Annotated in this window: 13 protein-coding genes; 6 read left to right on the top strand and 7 right to left on the bottom strand. The window is 65.5% G+C overall.

Translation table 11 applies throughout. The features are described from left to right. Positions 1-30 precede the first annotated feature (30 nt). Genes IM733_RS09560 through IM733_RS09545 form a run of 4 tightly spaced genes read right to left on the bottom strand, consistent with a single transcriptional unit; the run spans position 31 to position 5,592 of the window. A complete protein-coding gene (locus tag IM733_RS09560) occupies positions 31-1,986 on the bottom strand; it encodes an acetyl/propionyl/methylcrotonyl-CoA carboxylase subunit alpha (protein WP_248920640.1) in 1,956 nt (651 codons plus the stop codon). Continuing rightward, entirely contained in the window at positions 1,983-2,798 is an 816-nt protein-coding gene (locus tag IM733_RS09555) for a gamma-carboxygeranoyl-CoA hydratase (protein ID WP_248920639.1), read from the bottom strand. Before IM733_RS09555 ends, IM733_RS09560 begins: the two co-directional genes overlap by 4 nt. 3 nt (positions 2,799-2,801) lie before the next feature. Then, positions 2,802-4,409 carry a carboxyl transferase domain-containing protein gene (locus IM733_RS09550; protein WP_248920638.1) on the bottom strand — a complete coding sequence of 536 codons (1,608 nt, stop codon included), beginning with the start codon at positions 4,407-4,409 and terminating at the stop codon, positions 2,802-2,804. A gap of 19 nt (positions 4,410-4,428) precedes the next feature. Beyond that, complete coding sequence (locus tag IM733_RS09545; RefSeq protein ID WP_248920637.1) at positions 4,429-5,592, bottom strand: isovaleryl-CoA dehydrogenase; 1,164 nt, start codon at positions 5,590-5,592, stop codon at positions 4,429-4,431. A gap of 279 nt (positions 5,593-5,871) precedes the next feature. On the opposite strand from IM733_RS09545, the gene IM733_RS09540 reads away from it, so the two are divergent. Beyond that, on the top strand, positions 5,872-7,542 hold the full coding sequence (locus IM733_RS09540) for an AMP-binding protein (protein ID WP_248920636.1): 1,671 nt from the start codon (positions 5,872-5,874) through the stop codon (positions 7,540-7,542). Positions 7,543-7,692: 150 nt separating this feature from the next. On the opposite strand, the gene IM733_RS09535 is transcribed toward IM733_RS09540, so the two are convergent. After that, a complete protein-coding gene (locus IM733_RS09535) occupies positions 7,693-7,965 on the bottom strand; it encodes an acyl carrier protein (protein WP_248920635.1) in 273 nt (90 codons plus the stop codon). A gap of 278 nt (positions 7,966-8,243) precedes the next feature. Continuing rightward, positions 8,244-11,951 carry a methionine synthase gene (metH, locus tag IM733_RS09530; RefSeq protein ID WP_248920634.1) on the bottom strand — a complete coding sequence of 1,236 codons (3,708 nt, stop codon included), beginning with the start codon at positions 11,949-11,951 and terminating at the stop codon, positions 8,244-8,246. A gap of 172 nt (positions 11,952-12,123) precedes the next feature. On the opposite strand from metH, the gene IM733_RS09525 reads away from it, so the two are divergent. The 5 genes from IM733_RS09525 to IM733_RS09505 all read left to right on the top strand — a co-directional run bounded on the left by IM733_RS09525 (position 12,124) and on the right by IM733_RS09505 (position 17,632). Beyond that, positions 12,124-14,424, top strand: a complete 2,301-nt coding sequence (locus IM733_RS09525) for a fatty acid cis/trans isomerase (protein ID WP_248920633.1) — start codon at positions 12,124-12,126, stop codon at positions 14,422-14,424. A gap of 163 nt (positions 14,425-14,587) precedes the next feature. Further along, the gene (locus tag IM733_RS09520; protein ID WP_248920632.1) at positions 14,588-15,622 is read left to right on the top strand and encodes an acyltransferase family protein; all 1,035 of its coding nucleotides are present in this window, start codon (positions 14,588-14,590) and stop codon (positions 15,620-15,622) included. 57 nt (positions 15,623-15,679) lie between these two features. Continuing rightward, positions 15,680-16,264 (top strand): Fe-S biogenesis protein NfuA, encoded by a 585-nt coding sequence (gene nfuA / locus IM733_RS09515; protein ID WP_248920631.1) that lies wholly within the window; start codon positions 15,680-15,682, stop codon positions 16,262-16,264. A gap of 276 nt (positions 16,265-16,540) precedes the next feature. Then, positions 16,541-17,149, top strand: a complete 609-nt coding sequence (locus IM733_RS09510; RefSeq protein WP_248920630.1) for an SCO family protein — start codon at positions 16,541-16,543, stop codon at positions 17,147-17,149. After that, positions 17,150-17,632 carry a copper chaperone PCu(A)C gene (locus IM733_RS09505; RefSeq protein ID WP_248920629.1) on the top strand — a complete coding sequence of 161 codons (483 nt, stop codon included), beginning with the start codon at positions 17,150-17,152 and terminating at the stop codon, positions 17,630-17,632. A gap of 31 nt (positions 17,633-17,663) precedes the next feature. Here the strand turns inward: IM733_RS09505 and IM733_RS09500 are convergent, their stop codons facing one another. After that, entirely contained in the window at positions 17,664-17,891 is a 228-nt protein-coding gene (locus tag IM733_RS09500; protein ID WP_213657398.1) for a hypothetical protein, read from the bottom strand. Positions 17,892-17,918 lie beyond the last annotated feature (27 nt).

Here is a 17,918-nt window from a genome sequence, read left to right as displayed (position 1 = left end):
ACAACCCTTTCGGCGAACACATCGCCGCCGTTACGCCTCCTCCAGCTCCACCAGCACCGTCCCTTCGCTGACCATATCCCCCTCCTGGCAGAACAACGCCTTCACCGTCCCGGCATGCGGCGCACGAATGCTGTGCTCCATCTTCATCGCCTCCAGCACCACCAGCGCGGTGCCGGCCTCCACCACCTGCCCCGGCTCGACCAGCACCCGCACGATGCTGCCGTTCATGGGCGCGCCCAGGCCGCCCTGGTGGCTGTGGCTGGCCTCGGCCGCGGCGATCGGGTCATGAACGCTGATGGCATGCAGTTCACCTTGCCATTGCAGGTACAACGTGCCACCCCGACGCACCGCCAGGTGGCGAAGGCGCAGGCCGTCATGATCGTGGCACAGCTGCTCACCCTCCAGCCGGTAGGTCGAAGGCGCACTGCGCTCCAGCGCCACCGCCTGCTCATGCCCCTCGTACTGCAAGTGCAGGCTACTGCGCGCCGGCAGGCCCAGGCGCAGGCCATCGCGGGCCGCCCATGGCGAGGCGCGGTCGTCCTGGCGCTTTAGCGCCGGCTCGCTTTGCAGCCAAGCCTCGGCAGCGGCTTCCCAGAACTGCGTCGGCAAGGGCTGGGGCGCAGGCAGCAAGACGTCCTGGTGACGCGGGATGAAACCGGTGTCCAGCTCCGCCTGCGCGAATGCCGGGTGCGCGAGGATTCGGCGCAGGAAGGCGATATTGGTCTTCAACCCGCCAATGGCGAACTCATCGAGCATCGCCAGCAGCCGCAGGCGCGCTTGCTCACGATCCTGCCCCCAGGCGATCAGCTTGCCCAGCATCGGGTCGTAGAACGGCGACACCACATCGCCCTCGCTGACGCCGCTGTCCACCCGGCGCCCTTCGCCTGGCGCCGACTCGCGGTACAGCGCCAGGGTGCCGGTGGCCGGCAGGAACTCGTTGGCCGGATCTTCTGCGTACAGCCGTACTTCGATGGCATGGCCGATCAGCGGCACTTGCTCTTGAGTCAAAGGCAGCGGCTCGCCGCAGGCCACGCGGATCTGCCAGGCCACCAGGTCGAGCCCGGTGATGGCTTCGGTGACCGGATGTTCCACTTGCAGGCGGGTGTTCATCTCCATGAAGAAGAACTCGCCCCGGGCATCGAGCAGGAACTCGACGGTGCCCGCGCCGACATAGCCGATGGCTTGCGCGGCGCGTACCGCCGCCTCGCCCATGGCCTTGCGCAGCGCCGGGGAAAGCCCCGGTGCCGGCGCTTCTTCGACCACCTTCTGGTGGCGGCGCTGGATCGAGCAATCGCGCTCGTTGAGGTACAGGCAGTTACCCTGCTGGTCGGCGAACACCTGGATTTCCACATGGCGCGGCTTGAGCACGTACTTCTCGACCAGCATGCGCGCGTCGCCGAACGACGACTGCGCTTCACGCTGTGCCGAGGCCAGGGCGTCGGCCAGCTGGCTTTCGTCCTCGACCACCTTCATGCCCTTGCCACCGCCCCCGGCGCTGGCCTTGAGCAGCACCGGGTAGCCGATGCGCTCGGCGGCGGCGCGGAAGGTGTCCAGGTCCTGGGCCTCGCCATGGTAGCCCGGCACCAGCGGCACGCCTGCAGCCTCCATCAGCGCCTTGGCCGCCGACTTGCTGCCCATGGCGTCGATGGCGTTGGCCGGTGGGCCGAGGAAGATCAACCCGGCCTGCTCGATGGCGCGGGCGAAACCGGCGTTCTCCGAGAGGAAGCCATAACCCGGATGGATGGCCTGGGCGCCGCTGGCCTTGGCTGCGGCGATCAGCTTGTCGACCACGAGATAGCTTTCAGCCGCCTTGGTGCCACCGAGGTCGACGCGGATGTCCGCTTCGCGGCTGTGGCGCGCCTCGCGGTCGGTGGCGCTGTGCACGGCCACGGTGGTCAGGCCCAGGGCCTTGGCAGTGCGCATCACGCGGCAGGCGATCTCGCCGCGGTTGGCGACCAGCAGGGTGGTGAGGGTGGGGCGGCTCATGGGCGCGGCTCCTTCTTGTGCTCGGTTTGCCAGGCGGGGCGGCGTTTTTCCAGGAAGGCGCGCAGGCCCTCCTGGCCTTCGGCGCTGACGCGGATGCGGGCGATGGTGTTCTCGCAGTAGCGGCGCAGCGCCGGGCTCAGCTCACCGTCATCCACTTCGCGCAGCAGGTCCTTGGTGGCGCGCAGGGCCTGGGGGCTGTTGTGCAGCAGGTTGTCGACCCAGGCCTCCACTTGCATGTCCAGTTCGGCGGCCGGGTATACCTCGGCCAGCAGGCCCAGGTCACGGGCGCGCACGCCGCTGAAACGTTCGGCAGTCAGGGCGTAGCGGCGGGCGGCGCGCTCGCCGATGGCCTTGACCACGAACGGGCTGATCACGGCGGGGGCGAGGCCGATGCGCACCTCCGACAGGCACAGCTGGGCGTCTTCGGCGCCGATGGCCATGTCGCAACAGCTGATCAGCCCCAGCGCGCCGCCGAAGGCCGCGCCTTGCACCACGGCCAGGGTGGGGGCCTTGAGCCGGTGCAGGGCGTACATCAGCTCGCCCAGTTCATGGGCGTCGTCGAGGTTGGTGTTGAAATCCAGTTCGGCCGACTGCTGCATCCAGGCCAGGTCGGCACCGGCGCTGAAATGCCGGCCACGGCCGCGCAGCACCACGAAGCGCAGCTTGCCGTCCTCGGCGATTTGGTCGAGGGCGACGATCAGCTCGCGGATCATCTGCGCGTTGAAGGCGTTGTTTTTGTCTTCCCGGCTCAGCCACAGGGTGGCGAAGCCGCGAGGGTCCTTTTCCAGTTCGATAGTCGCGAAGTCGCTCATAGGTCACATCCGGAAAATGCCGAAGCGGCTCTGTTCGATCGCGGCGTTCAGCGCGGCGGACAGCGCCAGGCCAAGCACGTCGCGGGTCTGCGCCGGGTCGATGACACCGTCGTCCCACAGCCGGGCGCTGGAGTAGTAGGGGTGGCCCTGGCGCTCATACTGGTCGAGGATCGGCTGCTTGAGCCTCTTCTCGTCATCGCTGCTGAACACTTCGCCGCTGCGCTCGCTCTGCTCGCGCTTGACCTGGGCCAGCACGCCGGCCGCCTGTTCGGCGCCCATCACGCCGATGCGGGCGTTAGGCCACATCCACAGGAAGCGCGGGTCGTAGGCGCGGCCACACATGCCGTAGTTGCCGGCGCCGAAGCTGCCGCCGATGATCACCGTGAACTTCGGTACCTGGGCGCAGGCCACTGCCGTCACCAGCTTGGCACCGTGCTTGGCGATGCCGCCTTCCTCGTATTTTTTCCCGACCATGAAACCGGTGATGTTCTGCAGGAACAGCAGCGGGATGCCGCGCTGGCAGGCCAGCTCGATGAAGTGCGCGCCTTTTTGCGCGGCTTCGGCGAAGAGGATGCCGTTGTTGGCCAGGATCGCCACCGGGTAGCCGTGCAGGTGGGCGAAGCCGCACACCAGGGTGGTGCCGAACAGCGCCTTGAACTCATCGAACACCGAACCGTCGACCAGCCGCGCGATCACCTCGCGCACGTCGAACGGCTGCTTGGCGTCGGCCGGGACCACGCCGTACAGCTCTTCGGCGTTGTACAACGGCGCGATCGGTGCCTGGCATTGCAGCTTGCCCTGCTTGTGCCAGTTGAGATTGGCGACGCTGCGCCGGGCGATGGCCAGGGCGTGCTCGTCGTTGTCGGCATAGTGGTCGGCCACGCCGCTGGTGCGGCAGTGCACGTCGGCGCCGCCGAGGTCCTCGGCGCTGACTACCTCGCCGGTCGCGGCTTTTACCAAAGGGGGGCCTGCGAGGAAGATGGTCGCCTGCTGGCGCACCATGATCGCTTCGTCGGCCATGGCTGGCACGTAGGCGCCACCGGCGGTGCACGAGCCCATCACCACGGCGATCTGCGGTATCCCTAAGGCGCTCATGTTGGCCTGGTTGAAGAAGATGCGCCCGAAGTGCTCGCGGTCGGGGAACACCTCGTCCTGGCGTGGCAGGTTGGCGCCGCCGGAGTCCACCAGGTAGATGCATGGCAGGCGGTTCTGCAGGGCGATGGTCTGGGCGCGCAGGTGCTTCTTCACCGTCAGCGGGTAGTAGGAGCCGCCTTTGACCGTGGCGTCGTTGGCCACGATCATGCACTCCACGCCTTCGACGCGGCCGATGCCGGCGATCACGCCGGCGGCCGGCACGTCTTCGCCGTACACCTCATGGGCGGCCAGCTGGCCGATCTCGAGGAACGCCGAGCCCGGGTCGAGCAGGCGGTCGATACGTTCGCGAGGCAGCAGCTTGCCCCGCGAGGTATGCCGCTCCTGGGCCTTCGGCCCGCCGCCCTGCGCGATGTGGGCGAGCAGGCCGCGTAGGGCCTGGACCTGTTCGAGCATGGCCGCGCTGTTGGCGGCGAAATCCGCCGAGCGCGGGTTGATCTGGGTATGCAGGGTAGCCATGTGCGCCCGTTCCTTGTGCTCAGCGGGTTTCGTTGAACAGTTCGCGGCCGATCAGCATCCGGCGGATTTCGCTGGTGCCGGCACCGATCTCGTACAGCTTGGCGTCGCGCAACAGGCGGCCGGCCGGGAATTCATTGATATAGCCGTTGCCACCGAGGATCTGGATCGCCTCCAGGGCCATCTGCGTGGCGCGCTCGGCGGTGTACAGGATCACCCCGGCGGCATCTTTGCGGGTGGTCTCGGCGCGGTCGCAGGCCTGGGCCACGGCGTACAGGTAGGCGCGGCTGGCGTTGAGTTGGGTGTACATGTCGGCGATCTTGCCCTGGATCAGTTGGAACTCGCCGATGCTCTGGCCGAACTGCTTGCGATCGTGGATGTACGGCACCACCAGGTCCATGCAGCTCTGCATGATGCCGGTCGGGCCGCCGGACAGCACCACGCGCTCGTAGTCCAAGCCGCTCATCAGCACGCGCACGCCGCCGTTGAGCTGGCCGAGGATGTTTTCTTCCGGCACTTCGACGTCGTCGAAGAACAGCTCGCAGGTGTTGGAGCCGCGCATGCCGAGCTTGTCGAACTTGTTGCTGCGGGTGAAGCCTTTCCAGTCACGTTCGACGATGAACGCGGTGATGCCGTGGGGGCCCTTGTCCAGGTCGGTCTTGGCGTAGATCACGTAGGTGTTGGCGTCGGGGCCGTTGGTGATCCAGGTCTTGCTGCCGTTGAGCACGTAGCGGTCGCCGCGTTTTTCGGCGCGCAGTTTCATCGACACCACGTCGGAGCCGGCGTTGGGCTCGCTCATGGCCAGGGCGCCGATGTGCTCGCCGCTGATCAGCTTGGGCAGGTACTTGAGCTTCTGCTCGTGGCTGCCGTTGCGGTTGATCTGGTTGACGCACAGGTTGGAGTGGGCGCCGTAGGACAGGGCCACCGAGGCCGAGGCGCGGCTGATCTCTTCCATCGACACCACGTGGGCCAGGTAGCCCAGGCCGGCGCCGCCGTATTCTTCCGGCACGGTGATGCCCAGCAGGCCCATGTCGCCGAACTTGCGCCACATGTCGGCGGGGAACAGGTTGTCGTGGTCGATCTGCGCGGCGCGCGGCGCCAGTTCGGCGGCAACGAAGGTGCGCACCTGGTCGCGGAGCATGTCGATGGTCTCGCCCAGGGCGAAGTTCAGGCTGGGGTAATGCATGTGGGCACCTTCTTGTTCTTGAAATTCGAGGTACTGCACCGACCCTGTGGGAGCGGGCTTGCCCGCGATGCCCGTCAGAACGGCCAGCGATGTTGTCTGGTCCGGCCTCATCGCGGGCAAGCCCGCTCCCACAGGGTCGGTGCTCGTGGTTGACGTTAACGTAAACCTGCCTTCAGGGGCTGTCAATCGGATCATCACCTTTACGTAAACGTAAATCTGCGCCAGAGTATTCGCCGCCTGCTTCAGTCATGCCCAGAACAACCACAAGAAGGGATCACCATGCCTCAACCAAGCTATACCCGCGGCCGTCAAGACCACCCCTTGCTGACCCTGACCATCGGCCAGGCTTTCGATGCCACCGTCGCCCGTCACGGCGAGCGCGAGGCGCTGGTGGTGCGCCACCAGGGCCTGCGCTACAGCTGGCGCGAGCTGGCCGCCGAGGTCGATGTGCAGGCCCGGGCCTTGATGGCGCTGGGGGTGGAGGTGGGCGAGCGGGTTGGTATCTGGGCGCCCAACTGCGCCCAGTGGTGCATCCTGCAACTGGCCACGGCCAAGGTCGGCGCGATCCTGGTCAACATCAACCCGGCCTACCGGGTGGGCGAGCTGGAATACGTGCTGCGCCAGTCCGGCTGCCGCTGGCTGGTGTGCGCCGATGCCTTCAAGACTTCCGATTACCACGCGATGGTGCAGGAACTGGTGCCGGAGCTGGCGACCCACGCATTGGGCGAACTGGCCAGCGAACGCCTGCCCGACCTGCGTGGCGTGATCAGCCTGGCCGCCGAGCCACCCTCGGGTTTCCTGCCCTGGGCCGCGCTGGCCGGGCGGGCAGGGGCGGTCGAGGTTGAGTCCTACCAGGCGCGACAGCAGGGCCTGCAGTTCGACCAGCCGGTGAACATCCAGTACACCTCCGGCACCACCGGCGCGCCGAAGGGCGCGACCCTGAGCCACTACAACATCCTCAACAACGGCTACATGGTCGGCCAGAGCCTGGGCCTGAGCGAGCGCGACCGCATGGTGATCCCGGTGCCGCTGTACCACTGCTTCGGCATGGTCATGGCCAACCTCGGCTGCATCACCCACGGCAGCACCCTGGTCTACCCCAACGACGCCTTCGACGCCGAGCTCACCCTGCGCGCCGTGGCCGAGGAGCGCGCCAGCATCCTGTATGGGGTGCCGACCATGTTCATCGCCATGCTCGACCACCCCGCACGCACGCAACTGGACCTGTCCACCCTGCGCAGCGGCATCATGGCCGGCGCCACCTGCCCGATCGAGGTGATGCGCAAGGTGATCGACCAGTTGCACATGGCCGAGGTGCAGATCGCCTACGGCATGACCGAGACCAGCCCGGTGTCGCTGCAGACCGGTCCCGACGATGGCCTGGAGCTGCGCGTGACCACCGTGGGCCGTACCCAGCCGCACCTGGAGACCAAGCTGGTGGACGCCGACGGGCGCATCGTCGCACAGGGTGAGATCGGTGAGCTGTGCACGCGCGGCTACAGCGTGATGCTTGGTTACTGGGACAACCTGCAGGCCACCCATGACGCCATCGACCCGGCCGGCTGGATGCACAGCGGCGACCTGGCGGTGATGGACGACGAGGGTTATGTACGCATTGTCGGGCGCAACAAGGACATGATCATTCGCGGCGGCGAGAACATCTATCCGCGCGAGCTGGAGGAGTTCTTCCACACCCACCCGGCCGTGGCCGAGGCGCAGGTGGTGGGGATTCCGTGCAGCAAGTACGGCGAGGAGGTGGTGGCGTGGATTCGCCTGCACCCTGGGCACCATGCCACGGCCGAGGAATTGCAGCAGTGGTGCAAGGCGCGATTGGCGCATTTCAAGACACCGCGGCATTTCCGCTTTGTCGAAGAGTTTCCGATGACGGTGACGGGGAAGGTGCAGAAGTTTCGCATGCGGGAAGTGAGTATCGAGGAGCTGGCAGGGTGATGATGAAACGCCCCTTCTGCAGTTTTAAAAGGCCGAAGAAGGAGCATGCCGATCTACTGTGACAGTAGTGAATTTATCCGCGTGCCTCTCGCCGTTGCCGGGTGTGCCCATGAGCGAAGCAGGCCGGTGGCGGCGCTGCTGGCAGAAATGTCAGGTGAGGGGCGGCCCTGCCGATGTTTCTGGTTCGGGCATGGCCCGGAAGACCACGTCGATCAGTTCGGCGAAGGTGAGGTAGGTGCGCAGTGGCTGGTTGATCTGGATGCCGAAGGCTTCTTCGATCAGCGCTTGCAGCTCGAACATGTCGAAGCTGTCGGCGCCCAGTTCGCCCAGGGAAATGTCCGGGCGGACCTGGTGCAGGCTTTGCTCGAGGAAGTGGCTGATGATCCAGCGCAGGTGGAAGGTGATGTAGAGCCGGGAGTGCATGCTGGGGCTGCCATGGGAGGAGGGATGATCCTCTTTAGCGCGGCTTTGTGGTGGCGGCTACTGGTAGAAATGCCAGGTGCGGGGCTGTGGGATTTGTGCTTTGGGTTGGCTTACCCGCGAGGCGGGCGATGACACCGGGGTGTGGTGTAGCTTGCGTAACCGCTGTAGGAGCGGCTTCAGCCGCGATCACCCGCAACGCGGGTGCCATCCACCGCGCTGCCTGCATCGCGGCTGAAGCCGCTCCTACTGCGTGTAGCTCACGCCTCGGTTGCCGGGGCTCAGCTCTCGTAGCCGAGGTTGGGGGCCAGCCAGCGTTCGCTCACGCTCACCTCCTGGCCCTTGCGTGCGCTGTAGCGCTCGATCTGGTCCTTGTCCACCTTGCCCACGGCGAAGTACTGCGCCTGCGGGTGGGCGAAGTACCAGCCGCTGACTGCCGCCGCCGGGAACATGGCGAAGTGCTCGGTGAGGAACACGCCGCTCGGGCCGGTTTCGCCGATGGCGGTGCCGTCGAGCAGGCGGAACAGGGTTTCCTTCTCGGTGTGGTCGGGGCAGGCGGGGTAGCCCGGGGCCGGGCGGATGCCACTGTACTGCTCCTTGATCAGCGCCTCGTTGTCCAGGTGTTCATCCTTGGCGTACCCCCAGTGCTCCTTGCGCACCTGCTCGTGCAGCCACTCGGCGCAGGCTTCGGCCAGGCGGTCGGCCAGGGCCTTGACCATGATCGAGCTGTAGTCGTCGCCCTTGTCCTGGTAGGCCTTGGCCACTTCCTCGGCACCGATGCCGGCGGTGGTGATGAAGCCGCCGACGTAGTCGGTCACGCCGCTGTCTTTCGGGGCGACGAAGTCGGCCAGCGACCAGTTGGGCTTGCCGTCGGGCTTGATGGTCTGCTGGCGCAAGTGGTGCAGGGTGGCCAGCGTGTCGCCGTTGTCGCCATAGACTTCGATGTCGTCATGCTCGACCTGGTTGGCCGGCCAGAAGCCGAACACCGCGCGGGCGCTGATCAGCTGCTCGTCGATCAGCTTGTCGAGCATCTCGCGGGCGTCCTTGTACAGCGCCGTGGCGGCCTCGCCGACCACTTCGTCGGTGAGAATGCGCGGGAACTTGCCGGCCAGGTCCCAGGAGATGAAGAACGGGGTCCAGTCGATGTACTCGGCCAGGGTGCGCAGGTCGATGTTCTCCAGCACCTTGACGCCGGTGAAGGAGGGGGTTGCGGCCTGGTAGTTGGCCCAGTCGTACTGCGGCTTGGCGGCGATGGCCTGGGCGTAGCTCAGGCGCTCGGTGCGGGCGCTGCGGTTGGCGGTGCGCTCGCGTACCTCCACGTACTCTTCGCGGGTCTTGGTGACGAAGCCGGCCTTGAGTTCTTTCGACAGCAGCTGCGTGGCCACGCCCACCGCGCGCGAGGCGTCGGTGACGTAGACCACGGCATCGTTCGAGTACTTGGGCTCGATCTTCACCGCCGTGTGCGCCTTGGAGGTGGTCGCGCCGCCGATCATCAGCGGCAGGTGGAAGCCCTGGCGCTGCATCTCGCGGGCGACGTGGACCATCTCGTCCAGCGACGGGGTGATCAGCCCGGACAGGCCGATGATGTCGCACTTCTGCTCGCGGGCGGTCTGCAGGATCTTCTCGGCCGGCACCATCACGCCCAGGTCGACGATGTCGTAGCCGTTGCAACCGAGCACCACGCCGACGATGTTCTTGCCGATGTCGTGCACATCGCCCTTGACCGTGGCCATGAGGATCTTGCCCTTGGCTTCGGGCTTGTCGCCTTTTTCCGCCTCGATGAACGGGATCAGGTGGGCCACGGCTTGCTTCATGACGCGGGCCGACTTGACCACCTGGGGCAGGAACATCTTGCCGGCGCCGAACAGGTCGCCAACCACGTTCATGCCGCTCATCAGCGGGCCTTCGATGACCTCGATGGGGCGTGCCGACTGCTGGCGGCACTCTTCGGTATCTTCGACGATGTAGGCGGTGATGCCCTTGACCAACGCATGCTCGAGGCGCTTGTCGACCGGCAGCGAGCGCCACTCTTCGTTCTCGACTTCCTTGGTGGCGCCGCCGCCCTTGTAGTCGTCGGCAATCGCCAGCAGGGCGTCGGTGCCGTGCGGGGTGCGGTTGAGCACCACGTCCTCGACTTTCTCGCGCAGGGCGGCGGGGATCTCGTCGTAGATCTCCAGTTGGCCGGCGTTGACGATGCCCATGGTCAGGCCGTTCTGGATGGCGTGGTAGAGGAACACCGAGTGGATCGCCTCGCGCACCGGGTTGTTGCCACGGAACGAGAACGACACGTTCGATACGCCACCCGAGCTCAGGGCGTAGGGCAGGTGGTCGCGGATGTATGCGCAGGCTTCGATGAAGTCGACGGCGTAGTTGTTGTGCTCCTCGATGCCGGTGGCCACGGCGAAGATGTTCGGGTCGAAGATGATGTCTTCTGGCGGGAAGCCCACTTCGTTGACCAGGATGTCGTAGCTGCGCTGGCAGATCTCGCGCTTGCGCGCGGCGGTGTCGGCCTGGCCGACCTCGTCGAAGGCCATCACCACCACGGCGGCGCCGTAGCGTTTGCACAGGCGGGCGTGGTGCTTGAACTGCTCGACGCCTTCCTTCATCGAGATCGAGTTGACGATGCCCTTGCCCTGGATGCACTTCAGGCCGGCCTCGATCACCTCCCACTTGGAGGAGTCGATCATGATGGGGACGCGGGAGATGTCCGGTTCGCCAGCGATCAGGTTGAGGAAGCGGACCATGGCGGCCTGGGAGTCGAGCATCCCTTCGTCCATGTTGATGTCGATCACCTGGGCGCCGGCCTCGACCTGCTGCAGGGCGACTTCCAGCGCTTCGGTGTAGTTCTCTTCGCGGATCAGCCGGGCGAACTTGGCGGAGCCGGTGATGTTGGTGCGCTCGCCGACGTTGACGAACAACGACTGGCGGTCGATGGTGAACGGCTCCAGGCCCGACAGGCGGCAGGCCTTGGGGATGTCCGGGATGGCCCGTGGCTTGTGCTTGGCCACGGCCTCGGCGATGGCCTGGATGTGCGGCGGGGTGGTGCCGCAGCAGCCGCCGATGATGTTGAGGAAGCCACTGGCGGCGAACTCCTCGACCACCGCGGCCATTTCCGCGGGCGTCTCGTCGTACTCGCCGAAGGCGTTGGGCAGGCCGGCGTTGGGGTGCGCGGAAACGAAGGTGTCGGCCTTGCCGGATAGCTCTTCCAGGTACGGGCGCAGGTCTTTGGCGCCCAGGGCGCAGTTCAGGCCGATGGAGATTGGCTTGGCGTGGCGTACCGAGTTCCAGAACGCTTCGGTGGTCTGGCCGGACAGGGTGCGGCCGGAGGCGTCGGTGATGGTGCCGGAGATCATGATCGGCAGTTCGACGTTGTCTTCCTCGAACACCTGCTGCACGGCGAAGATCGCCGCCTTGGCGTTGAGGGTGTCGAAGATGGTCTCGATCAGCAGCAGGTCGGCACCGCCTTCGATCAGGCCCCGGGTGGCCTCGATGTAGTTGGTCACCAGCTCGTCGAAGGTGACGTTGCGGTAGCCGGGGTCGTTGACGTCGGGGGAGATCGAGCAGGTGCGGCTGGTCGGGCCGAGCACGCCGGCGACGAAGCGCGGCTTGTCCGGGGTTTCCAGGGTCTTGGCATCCGCCACCTGGCGGGCGACGCGCGCGCCCTCGACGTTGAGCTCGTACACCAGCGCTTCCATGCCGTAGTCGGCTTGCGAGATCTGCGTGGCGTTGAAGGTGTTGGTTTCGAGAATATCCGCGCCGGCGTCCAGGTAGGCTTTCTCGATCGCGGCAATGACATCGGGGCGGGTGAGCAGCAACAGGTCGTTGTTGCCCTTCACGTCGCTTGGCCAATCGGCGAAGCGCGTGCCACGATAGTCGTGTTCCTCCAGGCGGTAACTCTGGATCATAGTACCCATGCCGCCGTCGAGGATCAGGATGCGCTCTTTGAGTGCGTTCTGGAGTGCTTGTAAACGAGCGCTGCGGTCGGACATAGGAACTACCTGGTCGGGCGAATATCAGAAGGTGCCGAATAATAACAAAGCTGCACGGATTTTAGGCGTGCCGCCGTTTTGCATGAATTTCCTTCATGTTGGCGTACGCCCCAGCACCCAGGACCCGGTCAGGCATATCGTGATGGCTTTCAGAAACCAGGACTTTCGGCACATGTTGCTTCGCATACTTGCCAGCGTCTTCGCCCTGCTGATCAGTGGCGCGGCGTTTGCGCAGGCCCCCCAATCGAGCCCGGCGATTTCGTACACCCGGGACATCCAACCGATTTTCACCGAGAAGTGCGTGGCCTGCCATGCCTGTAACGATGCCGCCTGCCAGCTCAACCTGGGCAGTGCCGAGGGGGCCGAACGCGGCGCCTCGAAGGTGCCGGTGTACCAGGGCGAGCGTAGCAAGGCGGTGCCCACCACGCGGCTGTTCTACGACGCCCACGATGAGGCCGGCTGGCGCAAGGCCGGGTTCTACTCGGTGCTGGACAAGCAGGGCAGCCAGGCCGCACTGATGGCGCGCATGCTTGAACTGGGGCACAAGACGCCGCTCACACCCAACGCCAAGCTGCCGGACGAGATCGTGCTGGGGCTCAACCGCACCAACATGTGCCCCATGCCCCACGAGTTCGACGCCTATGCCGGCGCCCACCCGAAGGAAGGCATGCCACTGGCGGTCACCGGCCTGACCGACCAGGAGTACCAGACGCTACAACGCTGGCTGGCGGCCGGCGCGCCGGTGGAGAAGACCCAGTTCGTGCCCAACGCGGCGGAAGCGCGGCAGATCTTCGAGTGGGAAGAGCTGCTCAACCGCCCGGGCTCGACCGAGGCGCTGGTCGCCCGCTGGCTGTACGAGCACTTGTTCCTGGCCCATATCCATTTCGTGGGTGGTGAGCAGGGGCACTTCTTCCAGTGGGTGCGCTCGCGCACCCCGAGCGGTCGGCCGGTCGACCTGATCGCCACCCGCCGCCCCAACGACCCGCCGGGCACCGACTTCTACTACCGGCTGGTTCCGGTGCAGGGGGTGATCGTGCACAAGACCCACATCACCTACCCGATGGGCCCGCAGAAGCTCAAGCGGGTCAAACAGCTGTTCTACAGCGGCGACTGGCATGCCAGTGCGCTGCCTGGCTACGGCCCGCGCCACCGCGCCAACCCGTTCGAGACCTTCGAGGCGATCCCGGCGGTGGCCCGCTACCAGTTCATGCTGGACAACGCCGAGTACTTCGTGCGCACCTTCATCCGTGGCCCGGTGTGCCGTGGGCAGATCGCCACCGACGTGATCCGCGACAATTTCTGGGCGCTGTTCCAGGAGCCGGCCCACGACCTCTACATCACCGATGCCAAGTACCGGGGCGAGGCCACGCCGCTATTGGCCATGCCCGGCCAGATCGACGACGTCGGCAGCGTGTTGGGCCTGTGGCACGCCTACCGCGACAAGCGCAACGAATACGAGGCGCTGCGCCGCGAGGCTTACGCCGAGCAGCCGGCACCGAGCTGGTCGACGCTGTGGGCGGGCAACGATAACGCCTTGCTGAGTATCTTCCGCCACTTCGACAGTGCCTCGGTCACCAAGGGCCTGATCGGCGACGTGCCGCTGACCTTGTGGCTGTTCGACTACCCGTTGTTCGAGCGTACCTACTACCAGCTGGCGGTGAACTTCGATGTGTTCGGCAACGTCTCGCACCAGTTGCAGACGCGCCTGTACTTCGACCTGATCCGCAACGGCGCCGAGGTCAACTTCCTGCGCCTGATGCCGGCCGGCAAGCGCGGCGAGATCCTGGGTAACTGGTACCAGAACAGCGGCAAGGTGAAGATGTGGATGGACTACGAGGACATCGACACCAGCACCCCGAGCGCGCTGAAGCTGGACAAGCACGACCCCAAGCGTGATTTCGGGTTGAAGCTGTTGCAGCGCACCGGCAGCCTGAACGCCGCGCCCGACCCGATCAACCGCTGCCAGGGCGCGTTCTGTTCGCGGCCGCAGATGAGCGAGGAATTCCGCGACGTCGAGCAGTCGCTCAGCCGCCTGGTGTCGCGTCCAGCCGCCGGGCTGAGGGTGATCGAGCAGTTGCCCGAGGCGACGATGCTGCGCATCGAAGGGCAGGGCGGCCAGCGCCAGGTGTATAGCCTGTTGCGCAACCGTGCCCACAGCAACGTGGCGTTCCTGCTGGGCGAGGCGTACCGCTACCAGCCGGGGTTGGACACCCTGACCCTGGTGCCAGGGGTGCTCAGCAGCTACCCGAACTTCATCTTCAATGTGCCTGTGAAGGATGTGCCGGAGTTCGTCGAGGACCTGGAGGCGGCCCGCGACGACACGGCGAAGTTCGAGCGCATCATCATGCGCTGGGGCGTGCGCCGCAGCCATCCTGAGTTCTGGCGCTACTTCCATGACCTGAACCGCTACATCCAGGAGACCGAGCCGGTGGAGGCGGGGGTGCTGGACATGAACCGCTACGAGAACCTCTGATCGGCCGGCCTGACCTTTGCCGGCCTCCTGCGGTCGGACGTGTCAGGTGGGTCTTGTGCAGTCGTTCGCCGGCAAGCCGGCTCCTACGAGGTTGTAAGAGCCGGCTTGCCGGCGAGCGATCGCGACACAAGGCCTGAAAACTCCGGCAATCGCAGGGCATTTCATGCTGTATTCGCTTCAGGCTCTCCGGGCATTCGCCGCCTGGGTGGTGGTCTGCCACCACTTCATGCAGATTTTCTTCGACTTTCACGCCACCGGCCCCCTCGGCCAATTGCTCAGCGACCGCGGGGCGGTCGGGGTGGACATCTTTTTCGTCATCAGCGGCCTGGTGATCTACCTCTCTACCCGCGACAAAGATATTGCCCCCGGGCAGTTCCTGCTCAACCGCGCGCTGCGCATCGTCCCGGCCTACTGGTTCTACACCCTGCTGATGGCGGCGCTGATGCTGGGCGCCAGCCGCTGGATGCCGCATCAGGTGTTCGCCTGGCAGCACCTGCTGTTGTCGCTGCTGTTCATCCCGGCGGAGAACCCCGGCGGCTATGGCCTGTACCCGACCCTCAACGTGGGCTGGACGCTGAATTTCGAGATGTTCTTCTACCTGTTGTTCGGCCTGGCCTTCCTGGTGCGCCAGCGCCATCACTTGTTGCTGGTGACGGCGGCGTTGCTGCTGGTCAGCGAAGTGCTGGGCCGCCTGGGGGTTCTCAGCCGTTTCTACAACAACGACATCGTCTACGAATTCCTGCTGGGCATTGGCCTGGGCGTGCTGTATCGCCGAGGGCTGATCCGCGAGGGCCTGTGGCTGCCGCTGGCGCTGCTGGCCGCGGCCGGTTTCGCCCTCTACCAGCTGGACGCCTCCCAGCGCCTGCTGCACTGGGGGGTGCCCAGCGCGCTGGTGGTGCTGGCATGTATCGCCCTGGAACCGTTTTTCAAGGGCAACCGAGTGCTCAAGGCGCTGGGTGACTGCTCCTACTCGGTGTACCTGATTCATGTGCTGGTGCTGTACGGCGGCTTGTTCGCCAGCCAGCGGCTGCAGTTGAACCCATACCTGGTGTTCGCCATTTGCGTGCCGTCAATCGGACTAATGTCGTGGCTCAGCTACCAATGGCTGGAACGTGGCCTGTACGCGCGGCTGCAGGGCTGGATCGCGGCCGAGCCTGCGCGAGAACCGGCCTTGGCGCTATCCCGAGTCAAATGCTAGGACTTTGTTCGAGGGCCGGGTTGGCGTACACTGCCGGCAAGTCTGTGAGGAACTTCCATGAGCGCTATAACCATTACCGACGCCGCCCATGATTACCTGGCCGATCTGCTCTCCAAGCAGAACACGCCTGGCATCGGCATCCGCATTTTCATCACCCAGCCGGGCACCCAGTACGCCGAGACCTGCATCGCCTACTGCAAGCCGGGCGAAGAGAAACTCGACGACGAGCCGGTGGGCCTGAAGAGTTTCACCGCTTATCTCGATGCCATCAGCGTGCCGTTTCTCGAAGACGCGCTGGTCGACTACGCCACCGACCGCATGGGCGGCCAGCTGACCATCAAGGCCCCCAATGCCAAGGTGCCGATGGTCAACGAAGACAGCCCGATCAACGAGCGCATCAACTACTACCTGCAGACCGAGATCAACCCGGGCCTGGCCAGCCACGGCGGCGCCGTGAGCCTGGTGGACGTGGTCGACGACGGCATCGCCGTGCTGCAGTTCGGCGGCGGTTGCCAGGGCTGCGGCCAGGCCGACGTGACGCTGAAGGAAGGCATCGAGCGCACCCTGCTCGAGCGTATTCCGGAGCTCAAGGGCGTGCGTGACGTGACTGACCACAGCCAGAAGGAAAACGCCTACTACTGATAAGTAGTGGGTGTTCGTGCTGGCCCCTTCGCCGGCAAGCCGGCTTCTACAGGTTGGCCCCTTGTAGGGCCGGCTTGCCGGCGAATTTCATTGATCCCTAGCAACAAACTGTTACGGATTCAATCCCTGCGACAACCGGTCGCGCCCCGGATTCAAAGGGCTGCAGCCCGATCATCCCCAGGTCGGGTAGATGCTCGGGGGGGGGCATGCCAGAATGCGCCGGTTTTCGCTCGGCCCACCCCAAGGGCCGGCACCTTCCCTGTAAAGGATGGTTCCATGACTGATCTGTTGACCCGGCGCGCGGTTGTCGCCGGGATGGGCGTACTGGGGCTTGGCCTGCTGGCGGGCTGCAGCCCGGCTCGCGGCCTGGACTTCAGGTACGGCAAGAACATGAGCAACGAAATCCTCGGGCGCAAGTTCAAGCTCAAGGACCCGCAAGGCAACGAGCGTACCTTGTCGAGTTTCTACGGCTCGATGCCGATGATCTTCTTCGGCTTCACCCAGTGCCCGGCGGTCTGCCCGACCGCGCTGGCGCGCGTGGCGCAGATCCGCAAGATCCTCAGGGGCCGTGACCTCGACCTGTTCCAGCCGGTGTTCATCACTCTGGACCCAGAGCGTGACACCCCCGAAGTGCTCGATGCCTACACCAAGGCCTTCGACCCGTCGATCATCGCCCTGACCGGCACCCCGGAAGAAATCGCCGAGGTGGCCAAGGAGTTCAAGGTGTTCTACGAAAAGGTCCCGGCGGGCGACACCTACACCATCTCTCACTCGTCCACCAGCTACGTCTACGATACGCGTGGCACCCTGCGCCTGAGCCTGGGCCATTCCCTGAACGCCAAGGAATGCGCCGAGGACCTGGTCACCCTGATGGAGATCTGCTGAATGTCGATGCAACCGATCAAGCGCGGCCTGGCCGCCCTGGCACTGATGAGCCTGGCCCTGCCGGCCCTGGCCCAGACCACCGTGAGCGACGCTTGGGTGCGCGCCAGCGTGCCGCACCAACAGTCCACCGGTGCTTTCATGACCCTCACCGCCAGCAGCGACAGCAAGCTGGTGGGCGTGGCTTCGCCCGTGGCCAAGACCGTGCAGGTACACGAGATGACCATGAACGGCGATGTGATGGGTATGCGTGAGGTGAAGTCCGTCGAGCTGCCGGCCGGCAAGGCGGTGAAGCTCGACCCGAATGGCTACCACGTGATGCTGATGGGCTTGAACCAGCAGGTGAAGGAAGGGGAGCAGGTACCGCTGACCCTGACCATCGAGGATGCCAAGGGCGTGAAGGAAACCGTACAGGTGCAGGCGCCGGTGCGTGCGCTCACCGCCGAGAGCGGTGGTGGGCATGACCATATGCATATGAACCACTGATTAGTGGGGCGGGGGCTGCAAAGCAGCCCCTTCAGCTACGGAACCTGGGCAGCGGCCGTTCGATGTTCAGCGAAGTCAGGGTCTTGCGTACCTGGGCTTCGTCGGCCTCCAGCGCCTTGAGACTGGCGCGGATCTTGCCGGCGGCGGGTATGTCGCCCTGACGGTCGATCCAGTCGGCGATCTCCTTGCAGGCGCTGCTCAGGCAGGCCTGACGCTGGCTCATCAGCGACAGAAGCGTGGTGATTTCTCGTTCGGACATGACAGCGATCCTCCATTCAGCCACTTG

The sequence above is a fragment of the Pseudomonas entomophila genome, assembly GCF_023277925.1.
GTDB classification, from domain to species: Bacteria; Pseudomonadota; Gammaproteobacteria; order Pseudomonadales; family Pseudomonadaceae; genus Aquipseudomonas; species Aquipseudomonas entomophila_D.
This window is presented reverse-complemented; position numbering and strand designations above follow the sequence as displayed.

Bases quoted from the DNA above. Each gene is read 5' to 3' on its own strand.
- IM733_RS09560 (WP_248920640.1), bottom strand. From the start codon at position 1,986: ATGAGCCGCCCCACCCTCACCACCCTGCTGGTCGCCAACCGCGGCGAG.
- IM733_RS09555 (WP_248920639.1), bottom strand. From the start codon at position 2,798: ATGAGCGACTTCGCGACTATCGAACTGGAAAAGGACCCTCGCGGCTTC.
- IM733_RS09550 (WP_248920638.1), bottom strand. From the start codon at position 4,409: ATGGCTACCCTGCATACCCAGATCAACCCGCGCTCGGCGGATTTCGCC.
- IM733_RS09545 (WP_248920637.1), bottom strand. From the start codon at position 5,592: ATGCATTACCCCAGCCTGAACTTCGCCCTGGGCGAGACCATCGACATG.
- IM733_RS09540 (WP_248920636.1), top strand. From the start codon at position 5,872: ATGCCTCAACCAAGCTATACCCGCGGCCGTCAAGACCACCCCTTGCTG.
- IM733_RS09535 (WP_248920635.1), bottom strand. From the start codon at position 7,965: ATGCACTCCCGGCTCTACATCACCTTCCACCTGCGCTGGATCATCAGC.
- metH (WP_248920634.1), bottom strand. From the start codon at position 11,951: ATGTCCGACCGCAGCGCTCGTTTACAAGCACTCCAGAACGCACTCAAA.
- IM733_RS09525 (WP_248920633.1), top strand. From the start codon at position 12,124: ATGTTGCTTCGCATACTTGCCAGCGTCTTCGCCCTGCTGATCAGTGGC.
- IM733_RS09520 (WP_248920632.1), top strand. From the start codon at position 14,588: ATGCTGTATTCGCTTCAGGCTCTCCGGGCATTCGCCGCCTGGGTGGTG.
- nfuA (WP_248920631.1), top strand. From the start codon at position 15,680: ATGAGCGCTATAACCATTACCGACGCCGCCCATGATTACCTGGCCGAT.
- IM733_RS09510 (WP_248920630.1), top strand. From the start codon at position 16,541: ATGACTGATCTGTTGACCCGGCGCGCGGTTGTCGCCGGGATGGGCGTA.
- IM733_RS09505 (WP_248920629.1), top strand. From the start codon at position 17,150: ATGTCGATGCAACCGATCAAGCGCGGCCTGGCCGCCCTGGCACTGATG.
- IM733_RS09500 (WP_213657398.1), bottom strand. From the start codon at position 17,891: ATGTCCGAACGAGAAATCACCACGCTTCTGTCGCTGATGAGCCAGCGT.